The 22,795-nt window shown below is 69.4% G+C and carries 20 protein-coding genes and 1 pseudogene; 19 read left to right on the forward strand and 2 right to left on the reverse strand.

Annotated elements, in window-relative coordinates; genetic code table 11:
* Window positions 1-11: 11 nt before the first annotated feature.
* The 6 genes from B9D87_RS00250 (at window position 12) to mnmA (ending at window position 5,933) form a co-directional block, all read left to right on the forward strand.
* Complete coding sequence (locus B9D87_RS00250) at window positions 12-803, forward strand: electron transfer flavoprotein subunit beta/FixA family protein (RefSeq protein WP_007775594.1); 792 nt, start codon at window positions 12-14, stop codon at window positions 801-803.
* 34 nt (window positions 804-837) lie between these two features.
* Complete coding sequence (locus tag B9D87_RS00255; RefSeq protein WP_007775593.1) at window positions 838-1,794, forward strand: electron transfer flavoprotein subunit alpha/FixB family protein; 957 nt, start codon at window positions 838-840, stop codon at window positions 1,792-1,794.
* Window positions 1,795-1,962: 168 nt separating this feature from the next.
* Entirely contained in the window at window positions 1,963-2,808 is an 846-nt protein-coding gene (locus B9D87_RS00260) for a GNAT family N-acetyltransferase (RefSeq protein WP_040631523.1), read from the forward strand.
* Window positions 2,805-3,644 (forward strand): lysophospholipid acyltransferase family protein, encoded by an 840-nt coding sequence (locus B9D87_RS00265; RefSeq protein ID WP_007775590.1) that lies wholly within the window; start codon window positions 2,805-2,807, stop codon window positions 3,642-3,644. Before B9D87_RS00260 ends, B9D87_RS00265 begins: the two co-directional genes overlap by 4 nt.
* Window positions 3,645-3,677: 33 nt before the next feature.
* Window positions 3,678-4,856: a cysteine desulfurase family protein gene (locus B9D87_RS00270; RefSeq protein ID WP_040631520.1), complete on the forward strand. Its 1,179-nt coding sequence runs from the start codon at window positions 3,678-3,680 to the stop codon at window positions 4,854-4,856.
* On the forward strand, window positions 4,857-5,933 hold the full coding sequence (gene mnmA, locus B9D87_RS00275; RefSeq protein ID WP_007775585.1) for a tRNA 2-thiouridine(34) synthase MnmA: 1,077 nt from the start codon (window positions 4,857-4,859) through the stop codon (window positions 5,931-5,933).
* A gap of 7 nt (window positions 5,934-5,940) precedes the next feature.
* Here the strand turns inward: mnmA and B9D87_RS00280 are convergent, their stop codons facing one another.
* Window positions 5,941-6,582, reverse strand: coding sequence for a sensor domain-containing protein (locus B9D87_RS00280; RefSeq protein ID WP_007775583.1), 642 nt, complete (start codon window positions 6,580-6,582; stop codon window positions 5,941-5,943).
* A 99-nt stretch (window positions 6,583-6,681) separates the two neighbouring features.
* Between B9D87_RS00280 and B9D87_RS00285 the strand changes: the two are divergent.
* The 8 genes and pseudogenes from B9D87_RS00285 to B9D87_RS00320 all read left to right on the forward strand — a co-directional run bounded on the left by B9D87_RS00285 (window position 6,682) and on the right by B9D87_RS00320 (window position 15,991).
* Window positions 6,682-7,709: pseudogene (locus tag B9D87_RS00285) on the forward strand (uroporphyrinogen decarboxylase/cobalamine-independent methonine synthase family protein).
* A 64-nt stretch (window positions 7,710-7,773) separates the two neighbouring features.
* Window positions 7,774-8,256 carry an SRPBCC family protein gene (locus tag B9D87_RS00290; RefSeq protein WP_007775578.1) on the forward strand — a complete coding sequence of 161 codons (483 nt, stop codon included), beginning with the start codon at window positions 7,774-7,776 and terminating at the stop codon, window positions 8,254-8,256.
* Window positions 8,253-8,570, forward strand: coding sequence for an ArsR/SmtB family transcription factor (locus B9D87_RS00295; protein WP_007775577.1), 318 nt, complete (start codon window positions 8,253-8,255; stop codon window positions 8,568-8,570). Before B9D87_RS00290 ends, B9D87_RS00295 begins: the two co-directional genes overlap by 4 nt.
* Window positions 8,571-8,612: 42 nt before the next feature.
* Window positions 8,613-10,694: an NAD-dependent DNA ligase LigA gene (gene ligA / locus B9D87_RS00300; protein WP_007775575.1), complete on the forward strand. Its 2,082-nt coding sequence runs from the start codon at window positions 8,613-8,615 to the stop codon at window positions 10,692-10,694.
* A gap of 4 nt (window positions 10,695-10,698) precedes the next feature.
* A complete protein-coding gene (locus tag B9D87_RS00305; protein ID WP_007775572.1) occupies window positions 10,699-11,811 on the forward strand; it encodes a cystathionine gamma-lyase in 1,113 nt (370 codons plus the stop codon).
* A 61-nt stretch (window positions 11,812-11,872) separates the two neighbouring features.
* On the forward strand, window positions 11,873-12,481 hold the full coding sequence (locus B9D87_RS00310) for a TetR/AcrR family transcriptional regulator (protein ID WP_085977887.1): 609 nt from the start codon (window positions 11,873-11,875) through the stop codon (window positions 12,479-12,481).
* Between the two features lie 166 nt (window positions 12,482-12,647).
* Complete coding sequence (locus B9D87_RS00315; RefSeq protein ID WP_007775568.1) at window positions 12,648-13,094, forward strand: MmpS family transport accessory protein; 447 nt, start codon at window positions 12,648-12,650, stop codon at window positions 13,092-13,094.
* A complete protein-coding gene (locus B9D87_RS00320) occupies window positions 13,091-15,991 on the forward strand; it encodes an MMPL/RND family transporter (RefSeq protein WP_007775566.1) in 2,901 nt (966 codons plus the stop codon). The genes B9D87_RS00315 and B9D87_RS00320 overlap by 4 nt, the downstream gene beginning before the upstream one ends.
* A gap of 150 nt (window positions 15,992-16,141) precedes the next feature.
* On the opposite strand, the gene B9D87_RS00325 is transcribed toward B9D87_RS00320, so the two are convergent.
* Window positions 16,142-16,798 carry an ACT domain-containing protein gene (locus B9D87_RS00325; RefSeq protein ID WP_085977886.1) on the reverse strand — a complete coding sequence of 219 codons (657 nt, stop codon included), beginning with the start codon at window positions 16,796-16,798 and terminating at the stop codon, window positions 16,142-16,144.
* Between the two features lie 110 nt (window positions 16,799-16,908).
* On the opposite strand from B9D87_RS00325, the gene gatC reads away from it, so the two are divergent.
* From gatC to gatB, 5 genes are all read left to right on the forward strand, one after another.
* Window positions 16,909-17,220, forward strand: a complete 312-nt coding sequence (gene gatC / locus B9D87_RS00330) for an Asp-tRNA(Asn)/Glu-tRNA(Gln) amidotransferase subunit GatC (RefSeq protein ID WP_007775561.1) — start codon at window positions 16,909-16,911, stop codon at window positions 17,218-17,220.
* Window positions 17,221-17,228: 8 nt separating this feature from the next.
* A complete protein-coding gene (gatA, locus tag B9D87_RS00335) occupies window positions 17,229-18,716 on the forward strand; it encodes an Asp-tRNA(Asn)/Glu-tRNA(Gln) amidotransferase subunit GatA (protein ID WP_007775559.1) in 1,488 nt (495 codons plus the stop codon).
* A gap of 56 nt (window positions 18,717-18,772) precedes the next feature.
* Window positions 18,773-19,804, forward strand: a complete 1,032-nt coding sequence (locus B9D87_RS00340; RefSeq protein ID WP_007775555.1) for an ATP-dependent 6-phosphofructokinase — start codon at window positions 18,773-18,775, stop codon at window positions 19,802-19,804.
* 292 nt (window positions 19,805-20,096) lie between these two features.
* Window positions 20,097-21,110 (forward strand): MinD/ParA family ATP-binding protein, encoded by a 1,014-nt coding sequence (locus tag B9D87_RS00345; protein ID WP_238553487.1) that lies wholly within the window; start codon window positions 20,097-20,099, stop codon window positions 21,108-21,110.
* Between the two features lie 158 nt (window positions 21,111-21,268).
* A complete protein-coding gene (gene gatB, locus B9D87_RS00350; RefSeq protein ID WP_007775546.1) occupies window positions 21,269-22,783 on the forward strand; it encodes an Asp-tRNA(Asn)/Glu-tRNA(Gln) amidotransferase subunit GatB in 1,515 nt (504 codons plus the stop codon).
* The last annotated feature ends 12 nt before the right edge of the window (window positions 22,784-22,795 follow it).

Raw genomic sequence — 22,795 nt, forward strand, 5'->3', positions numbered from 1 at the left:
GAACCAGACTCATGACGAACATCGTGGTCCTGATAAAGCAGGTCCCAGACACCTGGTCGGAGCGCAAGCTGTCTGACGGCGACTGGACGCTCGACCGCGAGGCTGCCGACGCGGTGCTGGACGAGATCAACGAGCGCGCCGTCGAAGAGGCCTTGCAGATCCGCGAGCGGGAGGGCGGCGAAGGCTCGGTCACGGTGCTGACCGCGGGCCCCGAGCGCGCCACCGAGGCCATCCGCAAGGCCCTGTCGATGGGCGCCGACAAGGCCGTCCACCTCAAGGACGACGGCATGCACGGTTCCGACGTGGTCCAGACCGGCTGGGCGCTGGCGCGTGCGCTGGGCACCATCGAGGGCACCGAGCTGGTGATCGCCGGCAACGAGGCCACCGACGGCACCGGCGGCGCCGTGCCGGCCATCATCGCCGAGTACCTCGGCCTGCCGCAGCTCACCCACCTGCGCAAGCTCTCCATCGAGGGCGGCAAGGTCACCGGCGAGCGCGAGACCGACGACGGCGTCTTCAACCTGGAGGCGAGCCTGCCCGCGGTGGTCAGCGTCACCGAGAAGATCAACGAGCCGCGCTTCCCGTCCTTCAAGGGCATCATGGCCGCCAAGAAGAAAGAGGTCACGGTGCTGACCCTGGCGGAGATCGGCGTGGAGAGCGACGAGGTCGGCCTGGCCAACGCCGGGTCGTCCGTGCTGTCGTCGACGCCGAAGCCGCCGAAGACCGCGGGTGAGAAGGTCACCGACGAGGGCGAGGGCGGTAACGACGTCGCCAAGTACCTGGTTGCCCAGAAGATCATCTGACCCGATTCCCCAGACGAGAAGAGCGAGATAACCCATGGCTGAAGTTTTGGTGCTCGTCGAGCACGCCGAAGGAGCGGTGAAGAAGGTCACCGCCGAATTGATCACCGCCGCCCGCGCTTTGGGCGAGCCGTCCGCCGTCGTCGTCGGCGCCCCGGGCACGGCCGCTCCGCTGGTCGACGGGCTGAAGGAGGCCGGCGCCGCCAAGATCTACGTCGCCGAGTCCGAGGACGTCGACAAGTACCTGATCACCCCGGTGGTCGACGTGCTGGCCGCGCTGGCCGAGTCGAACGCCCCGGCGGCGGTGCTGCTGGCCGCCAACGCCGACGGCAAGGAAATCGCCGGCCGGCTCGCGGCCCGGATCGGATCCGGCCTGCTGGTCGACGTGGTCGAGGTCAAGGAAGGCGCCAAGGCCATCCACTCCATCTTCGGTGGTGCGTTCACCGTCGAGGCGCAGGCCAACGGCGACACCCCGGTGATCACGCTGCGCGCCGGAGCCGTCGACGCCGAGCCGACCGCCGGTGCCGGTGAAGAAGTCAAGGTCGAGGTCCCGGCCCCCGCCGAGAACGCCACCAAGATCACCGCCCGCGAGCCCGCGGTCGCCGGTGACCGTCCGGAACTCACCGAGGCCACGATCGTCGTCTCCGGTGGTCGCGGTGTCGGCAGCGCGGAGAACTTCAGCGTCGTCGAGGAGCTGGCCGACTCGCTGGGCGCGGCCGTCGGTGCGTCGCGCGCCGCCGTCGACTCCGGTTACTACCCGGGCCAGTTCCAGGTGGGCCAGACCGGTAAGACGGTCTCGCCGCAGCTCTACATCGCGCTGGGCATCTCCGGTGCCATCCAGCACCGCGCGGGCATGCAGACGTCCAAGACGATCATCGCGGTCAACAAGGACGAAGAGGCGCCCATCTTCGAGATCGCCGACTACGGCGTGGTGGGCGACCTGTTCAAGGTCGCTCCGCAGCTGACCGAGGCGATCAAGGCACGCAAGGGCTGAGTTTCCCGGCCTCAAAGCCCCCGGCACCGTGGTGCCGGGGGCTTTTGCGTTCGGGCGTAACGGCCAGCATGGACGCTCACTTTCTCACGACAGTTCGTCATCTCACGTGCACCGACACGTCACAGCGTCGATGCCGACTAGCTCATCGACTACGCCACGTTGGGGGTCATGAGCATTGCTTCAGTCCTCATACCCAGCGATAAGCCGACCGGTACGGCCACCAGCTCGTCGGCCGCACCCCGTTACTCCCTGTTGCTGTCCACCGACCCCGCCATGATCGAGGCGGCGCAGCGACTCCGGTACGACGTGTTCACCAGCACGCCCGGCTTCGCGCTGCCGGCGGCCGACCAGGACGGACGGGACGTCGACAGGTTCGACGAATTCTGCGACCACCTGCTGGTGCGCGACGACGACACCGGTGAACTGGTCGGCTGCTATCGCATGCTGGCGCCGGCGGGCGCCATCGCGGCCGGCGGGCTCTACACCGCCACCGAGTTCGACATCCGCGCCCTGGACCCGCTGCGACCGTCCCTGGTGGAGATGGGACGCGCCGTGGTGCGCGACGGGCATCGCAACGGCGGCGTCGTCCTGCTGATGTGGGCGGGCATCCTGGCCTACCTGGACCGCTACGGCTACGACTGCGTGACCGGATGCGTGTCGGTGCCCATCGGCGGCGAATCCGGCGTGCCGGGCAGCCAGCTGCGCGGTGTCCGCGACTTCATCCTGAGCCGGCACGGTGCGCCGCCGGAATACACCGTCTACCCGCACCGGCCGGTGGTCGTGAACGGCACGGGGATCGACGACATCGCGCCGCCCGCGCGGCCCTCGGTGCCACCGCTGCTGCGCGGCTACCTGCGGCTGGGCGCGCAGGTGTGCGGCGAACCCGCGCACGACCCGGACTTCGGCGTCGGGGATTTCTGCGTCCTGCTGGACAAGGCGCACGCCGACACCCGATACCTCAAGCGACTCCGCTCGGTCGCCGCGGCGTCGGAAATGGCGGGCGGCGAGCGATGAACGCCGCCGCGGGCACCGGCCACTCCTGGCTGCCCCGCGCCTCGTGCGACGCCGGCTGCGTGGGCGCGGGCGACGTGCCGGCGTCGCGACGCAGGGCGCTGCGGGTGACGCTTCGACTCATGCTGGCGCTGCTGCTGGCACCGGGGCTGCCGCTGCTGGCGGTGCCGCTGCCGGGCCGCACCCGCGTGCAGCGCATCTACTGCCGCCTGGTGCTGCGCTGCCTGGGTGTTCGAATCACCGTGACGGGCAACCCGATTCGCAACCTGAGCGGCGTGCTGGTGGTGAGCCCGCACATGTCCTGGCTGGACGTCTTCGCCATCGGTTCGGTGCTGCCCGGGTCGTTCGTCGCGCGGGCCGACATGTTCACCGGCCCGGCGACCGGGATCGTGGCCCGCTTTCTGAAGATCATCCCGATCGAGCGGTCCAGCCTCCGGCGCCTGCCCGGCGTGGTGGACGCCGTCGCCCGCCGGCTGCGCGCCGGTCAGACGGTGGTCGCCTTCCCGGAGGGCACCACCTGGTGTGGTCGCGACCGCGGCGCCTTCTACCCGGCGATGTTCCAGGCCGCGATCGACGCCGGCCGTCCGGTGCAGCCGCTGCGGCTGACCTACCACCACGTGGACGGCAGCCCCTCGACGGTGCCGGCCTTCGTCGGCGACGAGACCCTGCTGAGCTCGATCCGCCGGCTGCTCGTCGTGCCGCGCACCCTGGCGCGGGTGCACGTCGAGTCTCTGCAGCTCCCCGGGACCGACCGGCGCGCCCTGGCCGGCCGCTGCCAGTCCGCGGTGGGCGCCGCAACCGCCCGGCGCGCTGGTCACGGGCACGTGCTGGTGGCCTGATCAAACGGGCGGGCCGGTATCGTGGTTCGCGTCATGGTCTACCTGGATCACGCCGCCACCACCCCGATGCACCCCGCCGCCGTCGAGGCGATGACGGCTGTGCTCGGCACGGTCGGCAATGCGTCCTCGCTGCACACCAGCGGCCGCGCGGCGCGGCGCCGCATCGAGGAATCCCGCGAGCTGATCGCCGACCGGCTGGGCGCGCGCCCGTCGGAGGTCATCTTCACCGCGGGGGGCACCGAGAGCGACAACCTGGCGGTCAAGGGCATCTACTGGGCGCGCCGCGACGCCGAGCCGCGCCACCGGCGCATCGTCACCAGTGAGGTGGAACACCACGCCGTGCTGGACTCGGTGAACTGGCTCGTGGAACACGAGGGCGCCGAGGTGACCTGGCTGCCGACTGCCCCCGACGGGTCGGTGTCGGCGGCCGCGCTGCGCGAGGTGCTCACCCGCCACGACGACGTCGCGCTGGTCTCGGTGATGTGGGCCAACAACGAGGTCGGCACCGTGCTGCCGGCCGCCGAACTGGCCGCCGTCGCGGCCGAATTCGGCGTCCCGATGCACAGCGACGCCGTCCAGGCGGTGGGGCAGCTGCCCGTCGACTTCGCCGCCAGCGGTCTGTCGGCGATGTCCGTGACCGCACACAAGTTCGGTGGCCCGCCCGCGGTGGGTGCGCTGTTGCTGCGCCGCGACGTCGCGTGCGTGCCGCTGGCGCACGGCGGCGGGCAGGAGCGCGACATCCGTTCGGGCACCGCCGATGTCGCGGGGGCGGTCGGAATGGCAGCGGCGGCCCGGATCTCGGTCGACGGGCTCGAGGTCAACAGCGGCCGGCTGCGGGCGCTGCGCGACCGGCTGGTCGACGGGGTGTTGGGCGGCATCGAGGACGTCACCCTCAACGGGGCCCGCGACCCGCTGCGCCTTCCCGGCAACGCGCACTTCACCTTCCGCGGCTGCGAAGGCGATGCGCTGTTGATGCTGTTGGACGCCAACGGAATCGAGTGTTCGACCGGATCGGCGTGCACCGCCGGTGTCGCGCAGCCCTCGCACGTGCTGATCGCGATGGGCGCCGACGCGACGAGCGCCCGCGGTTCGTTGCGCCTCTCGCTGGGGCACACCAGCGTCGACGCCGATGTCGATGCGGTGCTGCGGGTACTGCCCGGGGCGGTGGACCGCGCCCGTCGCGCCGCACTGGCCGCCGCGGGGGCGTCTTAGGTGAAAGTTCTTGCTGCCATGAGCGGTGGCGTCGACTCGTCGGTCGCCGCCGCGCGGATGGTCGACGCCGGACACGACGTCGTCGGCGTGCACCTGGCGTTGTCCAGTGCACCCGGGACGCTGCGCACCGGCTCCCGTGGGTGCTGCTCGAAGGAAGACGCCTCTGATGCGCGCCGCGTCGCCGATGTGCTCGGAATCCCGTTCTACGTCTGGGATTTCGCGGAGAGGTTCAAGGCGGACGTCATCGACGAATTCGTGTCGTCGTACGCGCGCGGCGAAACCCCCAACCCGTGTGTGGTGTGCAATCAGAAGATCAAGTTCTCGGCGCTGTCCGCGAAAGCCGTTGCGCTCGGGTTCGATACGGTGGCCACCGGCCACTACGCCCGGCTTTCGAATGGCCGGCTGCGCCGGGCGGTCGACCACGGCAAGGACCAGTCCTATGTGCTGGCCGTGCTGAGCGCCGAACAGTTGCGCCGCGCGGCGTTCCCGATCGGGGACACCCCCAAACCGCAGATCCGGGCCGAAGCCGCCCGTCGCGGCCTGACCGTCGCGGAAAAGCCGGACAGCCACGACATCTGCTTCATCCCGTCGGGCAACACCCGTGCGTTCCTGGGCGAGCGCATCGGGGTGCGCCGCGGTGCCGTGGTCAACGCGGACGGCACCGTGCTCGCCGAGCACGACGGCGTGCACGGGTTCACCGTCGGGCAGCGCAAGGGGCTCGGCATCGCCGGCCCGGGGCCCGACGGCCGCCCGCGTTACGTGACCGCGATCGACGCGGAGACCTCGACCGTGCACGTGGGCGAGGCGGCCGATCTGGAGATACGCGAAATGGTCGGGCGAGCACCGGTTTTCACCTCGGGGGTGACGCCGTCCGGCCCGGTGGAGTGCGCGGTTCAGGTACGGGCGCACGGCGAAACGGCCGACGCGATAGCCGAACTGGTCGACGACGAGCTCGTGGTGCGGCTGCGCGCGCCGATGCGCGGCGTGGCCCGCGGCCAGACGCTGGTGCTGTACCGGCCCGATCCCGAGGGCGACGAGGTGCTCGGCAGCGCCACCATCGCCGGCACCGCCCGCTGAATGGCTGCTACCGCGGCATGTTCGCGGAGATATTCGTCATCACGATGTCGGACACCGATTGCGCGAAGCCGCAGAAGGTGACCTCCAGCATGGCCACCGACAGGATCCGGTAGTCGCGGCCGCACCCGCCGGGCCGCAGGTGCAGCGACGTGGCGTCGGCGTTCCAATCGCCGACGTAGAGCTGGCCGCTCGAGCCGTTCGCGCAGTCGCCCACGGTGCCCACCAGGGCGCCGAAGGCGCGGCGGGCGGTGTCGGCGTCGCGGTAGGCCGCGGCGCCTTCCGAGATCAGCGCGCCGTCGGGTGGGTCCTGAAACGTCGTCTTGTGGAAGGCCTCGAGGTCGCGCCCGAAGGTCGCGGTCTCGGCGTAGATGAACCGGCACTCGCGCGGCGCGGTATCGGCCAGGGCGTCGATGTCCACCGGGCTGGTGCCGTCCATAGACGGGATGATGCTCAGATGTTCACCGGCGCCGGTGATCGCGCGCATCCGCGACTGATCCAGCAGGATCGTGTCGACGTCGACGCCCTGCACCACCCGGCGGTCGGCGCCCGATCCCGCCACGGCCGCACCGTCGACCACCCGGGTGCACGCCACCAGCGTCACCACCGCGCACAGCAGCGGCGGCCACACCGATTTCGCCTTCTGCGACACGTTTGAGCACCCCTTTGGCGTTGAACCTACCCGCGCCGCCCCGCGCCATACAGACCCCTGCCGACCGGGGCCCGGTGCGACGTCGAATACGGTTGTCCGGTGAGTGTTTTCACCCATCCCTTTGCCACCGCGAGCGGTGTCGGATCGTGGCCCGGCATCGCCGCGCGCCAGGCCGCCGAAGTCGTCGTGGGTGAACTCGCGGGCGCGCTGGCGCACATCGTCGAGCTGCCGGCGCGCGGAGTGGGTGCCGACATGCTCGGGCGGGCCGGCGCGCTGCTGATCGACGTGGCGATCGACACGGTGCCGCGCGGCTACCGGCTCGCCGCCCGGCCCGGCGCGGTCACCCGCCGCGCCGTCAGCCTGCTCGACGAGGACATGGACGCCCTGGAAGAGGCCTGGGAGGCCGCCGGCCTGCGCAACGACGGCCGGGTGGTGAAGGTGCAGGCGCCGGGCCCGATCACGCTGGCCGCCGAGATCGAGCTGTCCAACGGCCACCGGGCGATCACCGATCCCGGTGCGCTGCGCGACCTGGCGGCCTCGCTGGCCGAGGGCGTGTCCGCGCATCGCGCGGGGCTGGCCCGCCGGCTCGAGGCGGAGGTGGTGGTGCAGTTCGATGAGCCGTCGCTGCCCAAGGCGCTGGGCGGCGCCCTGAGCGGGGTGACCGCGCTGAGCCCGGTGGCGCCGATCGACGAGGAGGTGGCCGCCGGGCTGCTCGACGCCTGCGCCCGGACGGTGGGCGGCGAGGCGCTGCTGCACTGCTGTGCCCCCGGTCTGCCATGGGATTTGTTGCAGCGCAGCGCCTTTCGAGCCGTCTCGGTGGACGCCGCCGCGCTGAGCGCGGCGGATCTGGACGGGGTTGCCGAGTTCGTCGAGTCCGGCCGCACCGTCGCACTGGGGGTGGTCGCCGGCAACCCCCGCCGCGCCGCCCGTCGGCGGAGGAGGTGGCCGCCGCGGTGGTCGCGGTGACCGATCGGCTCGGCTTCGCCCGCTCGGCGCTGCGCGACCGCATCGGCGTGACGCCCGCGTGTGGTCTGGCCGGTGCGACGCCGGAGTGGGCGCGGACCGCGATCGAGCTGGCCCGCAAGGCGGCCGAGATGTTCGCCGAGGATCCCGACGCCATCGGATAGGCAACCGCAGGGTTGCGCTTTTTGGCCCGTCGTGCTGAAGTGATAGGCAACCAGGAGGTTGCACATGAAGATCGAGAAGCAGGTGGTGCTGCGGGCGCCGCTCGAGCGGGTGTGGCGGGCCATCAGCGACGCCGAGGAGTTCGGCCGCTGGTTCGGGGTGCGTTTCGACGGGCCGTTCGTCGCCGGGACGTCGGTGACCGCGGCGATCAGCCCGACCGTCGTCGACGGTGAGGTCGCCAAGCGTCAGGAGCCGCACGCCGGGGTGCGCAGCACCTGGCAGATCGTCGCCGTCGAGCCGCCGAGCCGGTTCGCCTACCGGTGGCATCCGTTCGCCGTCGACCCCGACGTCGACTACGACCGCGAGCCCACCACCCTGGTCGAGTTCACCCTGTGGGAGCAGGCCGACGGCGTGCTGCTGACCATCACCGAATCCGGGTTCGAGGCGATTCCCGAGGCGCGCCGCGGGCCGTCGTTCGAGGCCAACGGCGAGGGCTGGGCGATCCAGACCACGCTGGTGCGCAGGTACATCGAAGGCGTCCGGGTATGACGGTCACCGTCGACGCGCCGCTCTTCGACGCGCTGGGCGATCCCAACCGGCTGCGCATCATCGTGCGGCTCTGCGACCGGGGACCCAGCTCGACGTCGCAGGTCACCAGCGCCATCCCGGTCACCCGGCAGGCGGCCAGCAAGCACCTGCAACTGCTCGAGTCCGTCGGGCTGGTGACCAGCGCCCGGCGGGGCCGCGAGCGGGTCTGGACGGTGCAGACCCAGCCGCTGGCGTCGGCCAGTGACTACCTGAGCCAGCTGTCCCGGCGGTGGGATGCCGCGGTGGACCGGTTGCAGGCTTACGTGGAGGAGTGAGCGGCGCGGTTTCGCGTCGGTGTCCTCGGATAGCCTGCCAAGGTGAGCGCAGCAGAAGCCGATTCGGTATCGCCCGAGGTTCGCCGGCAGTGGCAGGACCTCGCCGAAGAGGTCCGTGAACACCAGTTCCGCTACTACATCAAGGACGCGCCGATCATCTCGGACGCGGACTTCGACGCGATGTTCAACGAGCTTCTCGCGCTGGAGGAGCGCCACCCCGAGCTGCGGGTGGCCGATTCCCCGACGCAGCTGGTCGGCGGGGCGGGATTCGCCACCGATTTCGCCGCGGCGCAGCACCTGGAGCGGATGCTCAGTCTCGACGATGTCTTCGATCGCGACGAGCTGGTGGCCTGGAACAACCGCGTCGAGAACGAGGTCGGCACGCAGCCGCACTACCTGTGCGAACTCAAGATCGACGGCGTCGCCCTGGCGCTGGTGTACCGCGACGGCCGGCTGGAACGCGCCGCGACCCGCGGCGACGGCCGGGTCGGCGAGGACGTGACGCTCAACGCGCGCACCATCGACGACGTCCCCGAGCGGCTGTCCGCCAGCAAGGAGTTCCCGATTCCCGCCCTGCTCGAGGTGCGCGGCGAGGCGTTCTTCCTGCTGTCCGATTTCGAGGCGCTCAACGCCAGCCTGGTCGAAGACGGCAAGGCGCCGTTCGCCAACCCCCGCAACAGCGCCGCGGGGTCGCTGCGCCAGAAGAACCCGGCCGTCACCGCCCGGCGCAAGCTGCGGATGATCTGTCACGGCATCGGCCGCACCGAGGGGTTCGCGCCGAAGACCCAGCACGAGGCCTACACCGCGCTGAACGCCTGGGGGCTGCCGGTCGCCGAACAGACCGCGCGGGTGCGCGGCCTGGCCGCCGTGGAGGAACGGATCGGCTACTGGGGTGAGCACCGCTACGAGCTTCAGCACGAAATCGACGGCGTGGTGGTCAAAGTCGACGACGTCGCGCTGCAGCGCCGGCTCGGGACCACCTCGCGCGCGCCGCGCTGGGCCGTCGCCTACAAGTACCCGCCGCAGGAGGCGCAGACCAAGCTGCTCGACATCCGCGTCAACGTCGGGCGCACCGGACGCGTCACCCCATTCGCCTTCATGACGCCGGTCAAGGTGGCCGGGTCGACGGTGGGGCTGGCCACCCTGCACAACGCGGCCGAGGTGAAACGCAAGGGCGTGCTGATCGGCGACACCGTGATGATCCGCAAGGCCGGAGACGTGATCCCGGAGGTGCTCGGCCCCGTCGTCGACCTGCGCGACGGCTCCGAACGCGAATTCGTCATGCCCACCGCGTGTCCCGAGTGCGGCACCACGCTGGCGCCGGCCAAGGAGGGCGACGCCGACATCCGCTGCCCCAATGCCCGGTCATGCCCGGCGCAGTTGCGGGAGCGGGTGTTTCACGTCGCCGGGCGCGGCGCGTTCGACATCGAGGGGCTCGGGTACGAGGCCGCGATCGCACTGCTCAAGGCCGGGGTGATCGCCGACGAGGGTGACCTGTTCACCCTCACCGAGGACGACCTGCTGCGCACCGAGCTGTTCCGGACGAAGGCCGGCGCCCTGTCCGCCAACGGCAAACGGCTGCTGGACAACCTGGACAAGGCCAAGAAGGTGGCGCTGTGGCGGGTCCTGGTGGCGTTGTCGATCCGGCACGTCGGCCCGACGGCCGCGCGCGCCCTGGCGACCGAGTTCGGCGACCTGGACTCGATCATGTCGGCGTCGACCGAGCGACTGGCCGCGGTGGAAGGCGTCGGGCCGACGATCGCGGCGGCGCTCACCGAATGGTTCACGGTCGACTGGCATTGCGCGATCGTCGAGAAATGGCGCAAGGCCGGCGTGCGAATGGCCGACGAGCGCGACAGCAGTGTGCCGCGCACGCTGGAGGGGCTGACGGTGGTGGTCACCGGGTCGCTGGCCGGCTTCTCCCGCGACGACGCCAAGGAGGCGATCCTGGCGCGCGGGGGCAAGGCGGCCGGCTCGGTGTCGAAGAAGACCGACTACGTCGTGGCCGGCGATTCGCCGGGGTCCAAGTACGACAAGGCGATCGAGCTGGGGGTGCCCGTCCTCGACGAGGACGGCTTCCGGAAGCTGCTGGACGAGGGCCCGTCGGAAACCCCGGCGGAGTGAGCCGATGAGCAGCCGGTACGGTGACTCCACCCGCAGCCTCAAAGCTATTGACGCCGAGGCGATTTCGGGTCAACCGGTGGCGCCGCAGGCGGTGCTCGCCGCCACCTATCACCTGGCCGCCGACGAGACGAGCGCCCTGGACAACTACGGCCGCAGCTCCAATCCGACTTGGCGGCAACTGGAGTCGGCGCTCGCCGAGCTGGAGGGTGCCGCCGGCGCGCGGGTGTTCGGCTCGGGCATGGCGGCCATCAGCGCCGTGCTGCGCGCACTGGCCGAGCCCGGAGCGACGGTGGTGGTGCCGGCCGACGGTTACTACCAGGTGCGCCGCTACGCCCGCGAAGACCTGGTGCCCGCCGGTGTGACGGTCGTCGAGGCGACGAGTACACAGATCTACGACGCCGCCGCGCGGGCCGACGTGGTGCTGGCCGAAACGCCGACCAACCCGGCGTTGGACGTGGTCGACGTGCACCGGCTGGCCGGCATCTGCCGGGACCGCAACGCGCGCTTGGTCGTCGACAACACAGCGGCCACGCCCCTGGGGCAGCAGCCGCTGTCGTTGGGCGCCGACGCGGTGGTGGCCAGTGCGACCAAGGCCCTATCCGGTCACGGTGATCTGCTGGCCGGTTACGTCGCCACCAGCCGGCCCGAGCTGCTGGCCGCGGTGGAGCGGCACCGGCTACTGGCCGGCGCGATCCTGGGTGGGTTCGAGGCGTGGCTTCTGTTGCGCAGCATGGCAACTGCCGGACTGCGCTTCGAGCGGCAATGCCAGAACGCCCGAGCGCTGGCGACCATGCTGGCCCGACACCCGGCGGTGCGCTCGGTGCGCTACCCGGGATTGACCGACGACCCGGCGCATCCGGTGGCCATGGCCCAGATGCGCCGGTTTGGGGCGCTGGTCGGCGTCGAATTGGCCGACGCGGCCTCCGTGCGTGCGCTGGTGGAGCGCAGCGACCTGCTGATCGCGTCCACCAGTTTCGGGGGGCTGCACACGTCGGTGGACCGCCGGGCGCGTTGGGGTGACCCGGTGGCCGACGGATTCGCGCGCATCTCGCTGGGCATCGAAGACACCGACGACCTGCTGGCCGACGTCGAACGCGCGCTGATGTTTCCCCGCTGACGAATGCACATTCGTGGGGGCCGACTGCGCCGAAAGTGGTCCGCAGCGCCCGAGCGGCTCTATCGTGGGCTCTATGACCCAGACGGCCGACCGGTGCGAGCACGCGTCGCCGTGGTCGCCGCGCGAGGCCGAGATACTCGCCGTGACCCTGGCGCTCCTGCAGGAACACGGCTATGACCAGCTGACGGTGGACGCGGTGGCCAACGCCGCGCGCGCCAGCAAGGCCACGGTCTACCGGCGCTGGCCGTCCAAAGCCGAACTGGTGCTGGCCGCCTTCATCGAAGGCGTCCGGCAGGTCGCGGTCCCGCCGAACACCGGCACGCTGCGTGGCGACCTGCTGAGCCTGGGGGAGACCATCAGCCAGGAGTGTGGGCAGCACGCGGGCACCATCCGCGCGGTGATGGTCGAGGTGTCGCGCCACCCCGCGCTCAACGAGGCCATGCAGCATCAGTTCCTGGACCAGCGCAAAGCCACGATTCAGCATGTCTTGCATCAGGCCGCCGACCGCGGCGAGATCTCCGAGGACGTCATCACCGACGAACTCTGGGACCTGTTGCCCGGCTATCTCATCTTTCGGTCGATCCTGCCCGGTCGGCCGCCCACCCGGCGCACCGTTGAAGCGTTTGTCGACGGGTTCCTCATTCCCGGCCTGACCAGGTCGGCGGGATAAGACGCCGCATGTCGGTGCCGGCCCCGGCCGGAAATATGTACGCTCGCGTCTCTTGTACAGTACGGTCCCGTACCGTACTGTCATAGCTGTCGATCATCACTCACGGTGTTGGCAGCCGTGTTCGGCTTGAGTGGACCTTATCGCCCGATCTTCGAAAGGCTAACGGGTGAAAAGCTTTTCGATCGCGCCCCTGCTGAAGCGGGGGTGGATGGTGGTGGTGGCGGTGCTGGTCGTCGCGCTCGCCGGATTCGGCATCTATCGCCTGCACGGAATCTTGTGGTCGCACACCAGCACGTCGGCCAACAGTGGCCTGTCCAACGAGATCGTCCCGTTCAACCCCAAGCAGGTCGTGCTCGAGGTCTTCGGTGCACCGGGTGCGACTGCGACCATCAACTATCTCGACGTGAACGCGCAACCGCAGCAAGTCAAGGACGCGTCCCTGCCATGGTCGTTCACCATCACCACCACCGAGCCCGCGGTCATCGGCAACGTCGTCGCGCAGGGCGATGGGGACACCCTGGGCTGCCGCATCACCGTCAACGGAGAAGTGAAAGACCAACGCACCGTCAACAAAGTCGACGCCTACACCTTCTGTCTGGATAAATCTGGATGAGCAACGATCAACAGCCGCGGCCGTTCGTGCCGCGCACCATCCGCCGGCTCGCGCTGCCGATCCTGCTGTTCTGGGTTGCGCTGGCCGCAATCACCAACATCGCGGTGCCGCAACTGGAAGACGTGGGCAAGACCCACAACGTCGCGCTGAACTCCCCAGATGCGCCGTCGCTCAAGGCAATCAAGCGCATCGGCGAGAAGTTCGGAGAGTTCAACACCGACAGCTCGGCGATGATCGTGCTGGAAGGCGACAAGCCGCTCGGTGCGGACGCCCACCGCTTCTACGACGAGATGGTCCGCAGGATCGAGCAGGACCGCAAACACGTCCAACACGTCCAGGATTACTGGGGCGACACCCTGACGGCGGCGGGATCGCAGAGCAGCGACGGCAAGGCCGCCTACGTTCAGGTCAACCTTGCCGGCAACCAAGGCTCGGCGCTGGCCAACGAGGGCGTCGGCGCGCTGCGCGACATCATCGAACGCATGAAGCCGCCGCCCGGGGTCAAGACCTACGTGACCGGTGCCGCACCGCTGATCTCCGATCAGTTCGACGTCGGCAGCAAGGGCACCGCGAAGGTCACCGCGATCACCGTCGGGGTGATCGCGCTGATGTTGTTCTTCGTGTACCGCTCGGTGCTCACCACGCTGCTGGTGCTCGCCACGGTGCTCATCGAAATGTCAGCCGCCCGAGGCCTTGTCGCGTTTCTGGGTAACGCCGGCGTCATCGGTCTGTCGACGTACGCGACGAATCTGCTGACGCTGCTGGTGATCGCGGCCGGAACCGACTACGCGATATTCTTCGTCGGCCGCTATCAGGAGGCGCGCGGCACCGGCGAGGATCGCGAAAAGGCTTTCTACACCATGTATCACGGCACGACGCATATCGTGTTGGGCTCCGGGCTCACCGTGGCCGGCGCGGTCGCCTGCCTGAGCTTCACCCGCTTGCCGTACTTCCAAAGCCTGGGCATACCGGCCGCATTGGGCATCCTGGTCGCACTGTTCGCCGCGCTCACTCTGGGGCCGGCGATCCTCACCCTGGGCGCGATGGTGGGCATCTTCGACCCCAAGCGGGCGATACGGACCCGTGGCTGGCGGCGCATCGGCACCGCCATCGTCCGGTGGCCCGGCGCCGTGCTCGCCGCGGCGTGCGCGCTGGCCCTGGTCGGCCTAATCGCCCTGCCCGGCTACAAGACGAGTTACGACACCCGCCCCTACATGCCGGCCAGCGCGCCCGCCAATATCGGCTACACCGCCGCCGAGAAGCACTTCTCGCGGGCCCGGCTCGAGCCCGAGCTGCTGATGGTCGAAACCGATCACGACATGCGAAATCCGGAGAGCATGCTCGTGTTGGACAAGGTGGCCAAGGCGGTGTTTCACGTTCCCGGGGTGGCGCAGGTGCAGACCATCACCAGGCCGTTGGGCACCCCGCTCGTGCACAGTTCGCTCGCGTTCGTGGTCAGCAATTCCAGCGCGGCGCAGCAGGAAAACCTGACGTACCAACGGGATCGGGCCGACGACGCCCTCAAACAGGCCAACGAACTGACCAAGACCATCAACATACTCAAGCAGCAGTACACCTTGCAGCAGCAGCTCGCCAGCACTACCCACGACGAGACCCAGAGCTTTCACGACACGCTGGGCACCATCCAGGACCTTCGCGACAAGATCGCGAATTTCGACGACTTCTTCCGGCCGGTGCGCAGCTATTTCTATTGGGAGAAGCACTGTTACGACATTCCCGCGTGCTTCGCGTTCCGGTCGCTGTTCGACGCGCTCGACGGCATCGACCAGCTCACCGAGAAGTTCGAAAACCTCACGGCCTCGCTCGATCAGCTCGACGCGCTGCAGCCCAAGCTGACGGCGCTGATTCCGCCGCAGATCCAGAGCCAGCAGACCAATCGCGATCTGACACTGGCGAATTACGCTACGCTGTCCGGCATTTACGCGCAGACCGCGGCCGCGATCGACAACGCGACGGCGTTGGGGCGCGCCTTCGACGCGGCCAAGAACGACGACACCTTCTACCTGCCGCCCGAGGTCTTCAACAACCCCGACTTCAAGCGTGGGCTGAAACTGTTTCTCTCGCCCGACGGCAAGGCAGCCCGGATGATCGTCACGCACGAAGGCGATCCCGCGACGCCCGAAGGTATTTCGCACATCGATCCGATCACGAAGGCGGCGCACGAGGCCTTGAAGGGCACGCCCATGGCCGGGGCGGGGATCTACGTCGGCGGCACCGCGGCGACGTACAAGGACATCCAGGATGGCGCCAAGTACGACCTGATGATCGTGGCGTTCGCCGCGCTGAGCCTCATCCTGCTGATCATGATGATCATCACACGCAGCCTGATCGCCGCGCTGGTGATCGTCGGCACGGTGGCCCTTTCGCTGGGGGCCTCGTTCGGCCTGTCAGTCCTGGTGTGGCAGTACATCTTCGGCATCCAGCTGTACTGGGTCGTGCTCGCGTTGGCGGTGATCCTGTTGCTGGCGGTCGGATCCGACTACAACCTGCTGTTGATCTCCCGCTTCAAGGAGGAGATCCACGCCGGGCTGAACACCGGCATCATCCGCGCGATGGCCGGCTCCGGTTCCGTCGTCACCTCGGCCGGAATCGTTTTCGCCGTCACCATGTGTGCGTTCGTGTTCAGCGGTTTCCAGGTGCTCGGTCAGATCGGGACGACGATCGGACTCGGCCTGTTGTTCGACACGCTGATCGTGCGCTCGTTCATGACTCCTTCCGTGGCAAGGCTTCTCGGGCGCTGGTTCTGGTGGCCGCAACGGGTGCGCCCGCGCCCGGCGAGCACCATGCTGCGGCCCTACGGCCCGCGCCCGGCGGTTCGTCAGCTGCTGCTGTGGGACGACGACGATCCCGTGGCGATGTCGCCGGCGACTCGCTGAGCCCGGGATCCCTGGCCCGCCCACCAACAACACCCCCACCCGCGGTACCGCCCTGCCCCGGACCGACCGGCGAACAACCACCACCAACAACCAACTAGCCCGGCGCGGTCACTACCTACACTGCGTCGAAACTCCGAATCGCCCGTCGCGCTAACGCAGCATGGTGGCGACGATCCCGGCGAGGTAGCCCAGCCGGGCGACCTCCGAGGGCCGGAATTCCGGGCCGGGCCGGCCGAGCACCACCGCGGTGTGCGGGTCGCCCAACGGGGCCGCGACCATCGTCACGTCCATGTCGCGCCAGGCCTTCGGCACCCACTCGGCGGTGCCGTCCAGCGTCGCGGCCCGCTCCAGCGGCAGCCACGGGGCCGAGTCCGCCTTGGTCTCCGGGGCGCCCGGACTGGCGGCCAGGCGCTGGAGCTCGTCGCCCGCACTGCGCAGCACCGTGCACCAACTGACGCGCAGCACCTTGGGCGCCTCGTTGGCGAGGACCTGCAGTCGCGCCGCCTTGCCCCCGGCCGCGGCCACGTGGTCGAGGAGTTCGAGCTCACGATGCGCCTCCAGCAGACCGGTGTGCGGGCGCACGCTGTCCACCCGGACACCCGACAGGGACTCGGCGGCGGTGATCAGCGTGTCCGGCATGGCTCCCGGCGGCAGTTCGATCACCAGGTCGTCGGTCGCGTATCCCGCGCTGCGGTCCACGACGTCGAGCGACAAGATGTCGGCTCCCACCGAACCGAGCGCCACCGCAAGCGACCCCAGGCTGCCTGGCCGGTCGACGAGCTCGATGCGCAACAGATAGGAGGGCACGGCCAACACTGTTGCACAGGGATGTGTCGGCGGCATTTCGGATCCACCGGGCCGCGCGATGGCCAACGGGCGTGCAGCCGCCCGCACCTTCGCGGCTAGGCTTTCCAGTCGTGTCCCAGATCTCCCGCGACGAGGTAGCGCACCTGGCCCGGCTGTCCCGGCTGGCGCTGACCGACAGCGAACTCGACAGCTTCGCCGGCCAGCTCGACGCCATCCTGACCCACGTCAGCCAGGTGCAGGCGGTCGACGTCACCGGCGTCGCAGCGACCGACAACCCGCTCAGTGACGTCTTGAAAGACGTCACCGGCACCCGGCCGGACGAGCCCACCCGGTGCCTGACCCAGGCCGAGGCGCTGGCCGAGGCGCCCGAGGCCGTCGATGGCCGCTTCGCGGTCCCGCAGATCCTGGGGGACAGCGAGTGAACGCGCCGTTGAATGACATCCTGCGAGCTGACGCCGCCACGCTGGCCGCCCGGATCGCCGCCAAAGAGCTGTCGTCGGTCGAGCTCACCCAAGCCTGCCTGGACCAGATCCAGGCGACCGACGACCGCTACCACGCCTTCCTGCACGTGGCGGCCGACGAGGCGCTGGGCGCGGCCGCCGTCGTCGACGAGGCGGTGGCGGCCGGGGAGCGGCTGCCGTCGCCGCTGGCCGGGGTCCCCTTGGCGCTCAAGGACGTCTTCACCACCGTCGACATGCCCACCACCTGCGGGTCCAAGATCTTGGAGGGCTGGCGCTCCCCGTACGACGCCACCGTCACCGCGCGGCTGCGCGCGGCGGGGATCCCGATCCTGGGCAAGACCAACATGGACGAGTTCGCGATGGGCAGCTCGACCGAGAACTCCGCCTACGGCCCCACCCGCAACCCGTGGGACGTCGACCGGGTGCCGGGCGGCTCCGGGGGTGGCAGCGCGGCGGCGCTGGCCGCGTTCCAGGCGCCCCTGGCGATCGGGTCGGACACCGGCGGCTCGATCCGCCAGCCGGCCGCGCTGACCTCGACGGTCGGGGTCAAGCCCACTTACGGCACGGTGTCGCGATACGGCCTGGTGGCATGCGCGTCATCGCTGGATCAGGGTGGCCCGTGCGCGCGCACGGTCCTGGATACCGCGCTGCTGCATCAGGTGATCGCCGGGCACGACACCCTGGATTCCACGTCGGTGACGGCGGCGGTGCCCGACGTCGTCGCCGCCGCCAAGGCCGGCGCCGCCGGTGACCTCAAGGGCGTGCGCGTCGGGGTGGTCAAACAGCTGCGCGGCGAGGGCTACCAGCCCGGTGTGCTGAACGCTTTCGAGGCCGCCGTCGAGCAGCTGACCGGCCTGGGCGCAGAGGTGAGCGAGGTCGATTGCCCGCACTTCGACTACGCGCTGGCCGCCTACTACTTGATCCTGCCGTCGGAGGTGTCGAGCAACCTGGCCCGCTTCGACGCGATGCGCTACGGGCTGCGGGTCGGCGACGACGGCAGCCACAGCGCCGAGGAAGTGATGGCGATGACGCGCGCCGCCGGTTTCGGGCCGGAGGTCAAGCGGCGCATCATGATCGGCACCTACGCGCTGTCGGCGGGTTATTACGACGCGTATTACAACCAGGCGCAGAAGGTGCGCACTCTGATCGCCCGCGACCTGGACGAGGCCTATCGCTCGGTGGACGTGGTGGTGTCACCCGCGACGCCGACCACGGCGTTCCGGCTCGGCGAGAAGGTCGACGATCCGCTGGCGATGTATCTGTTCGACCTGTGCACGCTGCCGCTGAATCTCGCCGGCCACTGCGGCATGTCGGTGCCGGCCGGCCTGTCGCGGGACGATGACCTGCCGGTCGGGCTGCAGATCATGGCGCCCGCGCTGGCCGACGACCGGCTGTACCGGGTTGGGGCCGCCTACGAGGCGGCCCGCGGACCGCTGCCGTCCGCGCCCACCGTCTAGCGAGCCGTCGCCGGCTAATCGCGCCATAACGCCGCCACCCCAGGCAAGATGAGGGGATGCGGATCGGAGTGCTCACCGGAGGCGGCGACTGCCCCGGACTCAACGCGGTAATCCGGGCGGTGGTGCGAACGTGCGACTCCCGGTACGGCTCGTCGGTGGTCGGATTCCAGGACGGTTGGCGCGGATTGCTGGAGAACCGGCGCGTCCAGCTGCAGAACGACGACCGTAACGACCGCCTGCTGGCCAAGGGTGGAACCATGCTGGGCACCGCCCGCGTGCATCCCGAAAAGCTGCGGGCCGGGCTGAGCCAGATCAAGCAGACGCTGGACGACAACGGGATCGACGTGCTGATCCCCATCGGGGGGGAAGGCACCCTGACGGCCGCGCACTGGCTCTCGGAGGAGAACGTGCCGGTGGTCGGTGTGCCGAAGACGATCGACAACGACATCGATTGCACCGACGTGACTTTCGGCCACGACACCGCGTTGACCGTCGCCACCGACGCCATCGACCGGCTGCACAGCACCGCCGAATCGCACCAGCGGGTGATGCTGGTCGAGGTGATGGGCCGCCACGCCGGCTGGATCGCGTTGAACGCGGGCCTGGCGTCGGGCGCGCACATGACCCTGATCCCCGAGCAGCCCTTCGATGTCGAAGAGGTCTGCCGGCTCGTCAAAAGGCGGTTCCAGCGCGGGGATTCGCACTTCATCTGCGTGGTCGCCGAGGGCGCCAAACCCATTCCCGGGTCGATCGCGTTGCGGGAAGGCGGGATTGACGAATTCGGCCACGAGAAGTTCACCGGCGTGGCGGCCCAGCTCGGTGCCGAGGTGGAGAAGCGGATCAACAAGGACGTCCGGGTGACCGTGCTGGGCCACGTCCAGCGAGGCGGCACCCCGACGGCCTACGACCGGGTGCTGGCCACCCGGTTCGGGGTGAACGCGGCCGACGCGGCGCACGCCGGGGAATACGGCCAGATGGTGTCGCTGCGCGGACAGGACATCGGCCGGGTGCCGCTGGCGGACGCGGTGCGTCAGCTCAAGCTGGTGCCGGAAAGCCGCTACGACGACGCCGCCGCGTTCTTCGGCTAGCCGCGACGACGGGCAAACAACCGGTGGATTTGAGTGAACCGCGGCTTGAATTTGCCCGCTAACGATCCAGCTGGTTCGCGATTGCGACGATTTGGTGGTTTCCGGACCGGTCCTCAGCGGTTATACCGGGAGTATGAGCAACCGCGGTGCGATTCGCGGATTCGTTCAGCAATCCGCGGCAGCGGCGAGACCACCGGGCCCGCCGAATCAGATGCCGGGTCCGCGCCGATGGCGCACCGAAGGCGACCCCGCAGCGGCCACCGTGCCGCAGTCCCACGGTCCGAATCAGCCAATGACCGGGCCGCCACAACCTCCGCCGGCCGTGCCGCCGCCACCTCCGCCGGTGCCGCCACCGCCTCGGCCCGAGCCGATGCTGGGCGCCACGGCGCTGGACCGCTTCGACGCGCACGACACCGACGCCGCCGGGTTCAACTGGCGGCAGCTGATTTATCGGCTGACCGGGATCGAGATCGGCCCGGGCAAAAACACGGCCTATGAGAACGAGCTACGGGAGCGCATCCGCGCGACCGTAGGCGGCGCCTTTCCGATCGCCGTGCTCAACCTCAAGGGTGGGGTTGGCAAGACGACGGTGGTGGAGGCGCTGGGGTCGACCTTCGCCGCGGTGCGCGACGACCGGGTGCTTGCCCTCGATATCGACGCCGGGGACCTGGCGGAGCGCCACGGCCGGCGCAACCCGCACAGCATCGCCGACCTGCTGCAGGGCAAACCGGCGGCGCAATACGAGGACATCCGCGCGCTGACGTATATGAACGGCTTCGGGCTGGAAGTGCTGGGGTTGCCGGACTCTGATTGGCGTCTGGAGCGCCACGACATGCTGCGGGCCTTCTCGATGCTGCGGAACCAGTACTCGCTGGTGTTGGTCGACTGCGTCAAAACGCTCAATTCCGGTGTGATGGACGCTGTTCTACCGGAATCGCGCGCACTCGTTGTGGTCACCAGCCCCGCCATCGATGCGGTGCGTAAGACACGGGCGACGCTGGATTGGTTGTGCCACAACGGGTATCAATCACTGATGCAGTGGACCGTGCTGGCGGTCAACCACGTCGAGCCGGCCAAGGTCGACGGCGTGGCCGTCACCGAACTCGACCGGCTGTCCGCCCGCGTCGGAGCCACGGTGGTGTTGCCGTTCGACCGGCACGTGCACGACGGGCGAAAGATCGCGCTGGACCGGTTGAGCAAGGAGAGCCGGCGCAGTTACCTGGAGATGGCGGCCGTGCTGGCCGACATGTTCCCGGGCCGGGGAGGCCAGCGCGACCGATACCCGGGATCGCCGCGCACCGGTTGATACAGCGAGCTCAGCCGCGCTCGCGATCACCACGGTGTTGATCGGTGGTGACCCGCTTCGCCCGGCTCAGCCGCGCTCGCGATCACCACGGTGTTGATCGGTGGTGACCCGCTTCGCCCGGCTCAGCCGCGCTCGCGATCACCACTAGGATCGAGCGCATGAGTGTTGCCGCCAGCGCCGATCTGATGGACTACGACGACGTCATCGCGCGTTTCGACCCGGTACTCGGCCTCGAGGTGCACGTCGAACTGTCCACCGTCACCAAGATGTTCTGCGGCTGCAGCACCGGGTTCGGGGCCGAGCCCAACACCCAGGTGTGCCCGGTGTGTCTTGGCCTGCCCGGCTCGCTGCCGGTGCTCAACCAGAAAGCCGTCGAGTCGGCCATCCGCATCGGGCTGGCACTGAACTGCGAGATCGTGCCCTGGTGCCGCTTCGCCCGGAAGAACTACTTCTACCCGGACCAGCCGAAGAACTACCAGATTTCGCAGTACGACGAGCCGATCGCCATCAACGGCTACCTCGAGGCACCGCTGGAGGACGGCACCACCTGGCGGGTCGAGATCGAGCGCGCGCACATGGAGGAAGACACCGGCAAGCTCACCCACATCGGCAGCGAGACCGGCCGCATCCACGGCGCGACCACCTCGCTGATCGACTACAACCGCGCCGGCGTGCCGTTGATCGAAATCGTCACCAAGCCCATCGAGGGCGCCGGGGCCCGGGCGCCGCAGATCGCCCGCGCCTACGTGACGGCGCTGCGAGACCTGTTGCGCGCCCTGGACGTATCCGACGTCCGGATGGACCAGGGCTCGATGCGGTGCGACTCCAACGTGTCACTCAAGCCGACCGGCGCGACCGAGTTCGGCACCCGGACCGAGACCAAGAACGTCAACTCGCTGAAAAGCGTCGAGGTCGCGGTCCGTTACGAAATGCAACGCCAAGCCGCCGTCTTGGCGTCCGGCGGTCGAATCATCCAGGAAACCAGGCACTTTCACGAGTCCGGGGGCTACACGAGCCCGGGCCGCACCAAAGAAACGGCCGAGGACTACCGGTATTTCCCGGAGCCCGACCTGGAGCCCGTCGAGCCCAGTCGCGAGCTGGTCGAGCAACTGCGTCAGACCATCCCCGAGCTGCCGTGGTTGAGCCGCAAGCGCATTCAGGACGAGTGGGGCATCTCCGACGAGGTGATGCGTGACCTGGTCAACGCCGGGGCGATCGAATTGGTCACCGCGACCATCGAGCACGGCGCGTCCAGCGAGCAGGCCCGCGCCTGGTGGGGAAACTTCTTGATGCAGAAGGCCAACGAGGCCAACGTGGCACTGGACGAGCTGGCCATCACGCCGGCCCAGGTCGCCGCGGTGGTGGCGCTGGTCGACGGGGGCAAGCTGTCCACCAAGCTGGCCCGCCAGGTCGTGGAGGGTGTGCTGGCCGGTGAGGGCGAGCCCGAAGAGGTGATGACCGCCCGCGGTCTGGCGCTGGTGCGTGACGACTCGGTGACGCAGGCCGCCGTCGACGAGGCGCTGGCCGCCAATCCCGATGTGGCAGAAAAGATCCGCGGTGGCAAGGTGGCCGCGGCCGGCGCCATCGTCGGCGCGGTGATGAAGGCTACCCGCGGCCAGGCCGACGCCGCCCGGGTGCGCGAATTGGTGTTGGCCGCCTGCGGCCAGGGCTAGCCCCGGGGGTTA

This window comes from Mycobacterium colombiense CECT 3035 (assembly GCF_002105755.1).
GTDB classification, from domain to species: Bacteria; Actinomycetota; Actinomycetes; order Mycobacteriales; family Mycobacteriaceae; genus Mycobacterium; species Mycobacterium colombiense.

What these genes read in the sequence shown, in the direction of transcription:
- B9D87_RS00250 (WP_007775594.1), top strand. Translation starts at nt 12, where the DNA reads ATGACGAACATCGTGGTCCTGATAAAGCAGGTCCCAGACACCTGGTCG.
- B9D87_RS00255 (WP_007775593.1), top strand. Translation starts at nt 838, where the DNA reads ATGGCTGAAGTTTTGGTGCTCGTCGAGCACGCCGAAGGAGCGGTGAAG.
- B9D87_RS00260 (WP_040631523.1), top strand. Translation starts at nt 1,963, where the DNA reads ATGAGCATTGCTTCAGTCCTCATACCCAGCGATAAGCCGACCGGTACG.
- B9D87_RS00265 (WP_007775590.1), top strand. Translation starts at nt 2,805, where the DNA reads ATGAACGCCGCCGCGGGCACCGGCCACTCCTGGCTGCCCCGCGCCTCG.
- B9D87_RS00270 (WP_040631520.1), top strand. Translation starts at nt 3,678, where the DNA reads ATGGTCTACCTGGATCACGCCGCCACCACCCCGATGCACCCCGCCGCC.
- B9D87_RS00290 (WP_007775578.1), top strand. Translation starts at nt 7,774, where the DNA reads ATGAAGATCGAGAAGCAGGTGGTGCTGCGGGCGCCGCTCGAGCGGGTG.
- B9D87_RS00295 (WP_007775577.1), top strand. Translation starts at nt 8,253, where the DNA reads ATGACGGTCACCGTCGACGCGCCGCTCTTCGACGCGCTGGGCGATCCC.
- B9D87_RS00305 (WP_007775572.1), top strand. Translation starts at nt 10,699, where the DNA reads ATGAGCAGCCGGTACGGTGACTCCACCCGCAGCCTCAAAGCTATTGAC.
- B9D87_RS00320 (WP_007775566.1), top strand. Translation starts at nt 13,091, where the DNA reads ATGAGCAACGATCAACAGCCGCGGCCGTTCGTGCCGCGCACCATCCGC.
- B9D87_RS00340 (WP_007775555.1), top strand. Translation starts at nt 18,773, where the DNA reads ATGCGGATCGGAGTGCTCACCGGAGGCGGCGACTGCCCCGGACTCAAC.
- B9D87_RS00345 (WP_238553487.1), top strand. Translation starts at nt 20,097, where the DNA reads ATGACCGGGCCGCCACAACCTCCGCCGGCCGTGCCGCCGCCACCTCCG.
- gatB (WP_007775546.1), top strand. Translation starts at nt 21,269, where the DNA reads ATGAGTGTTGCCGCCAGCGCCGATCTGATGGACTACGACGACGTCATC.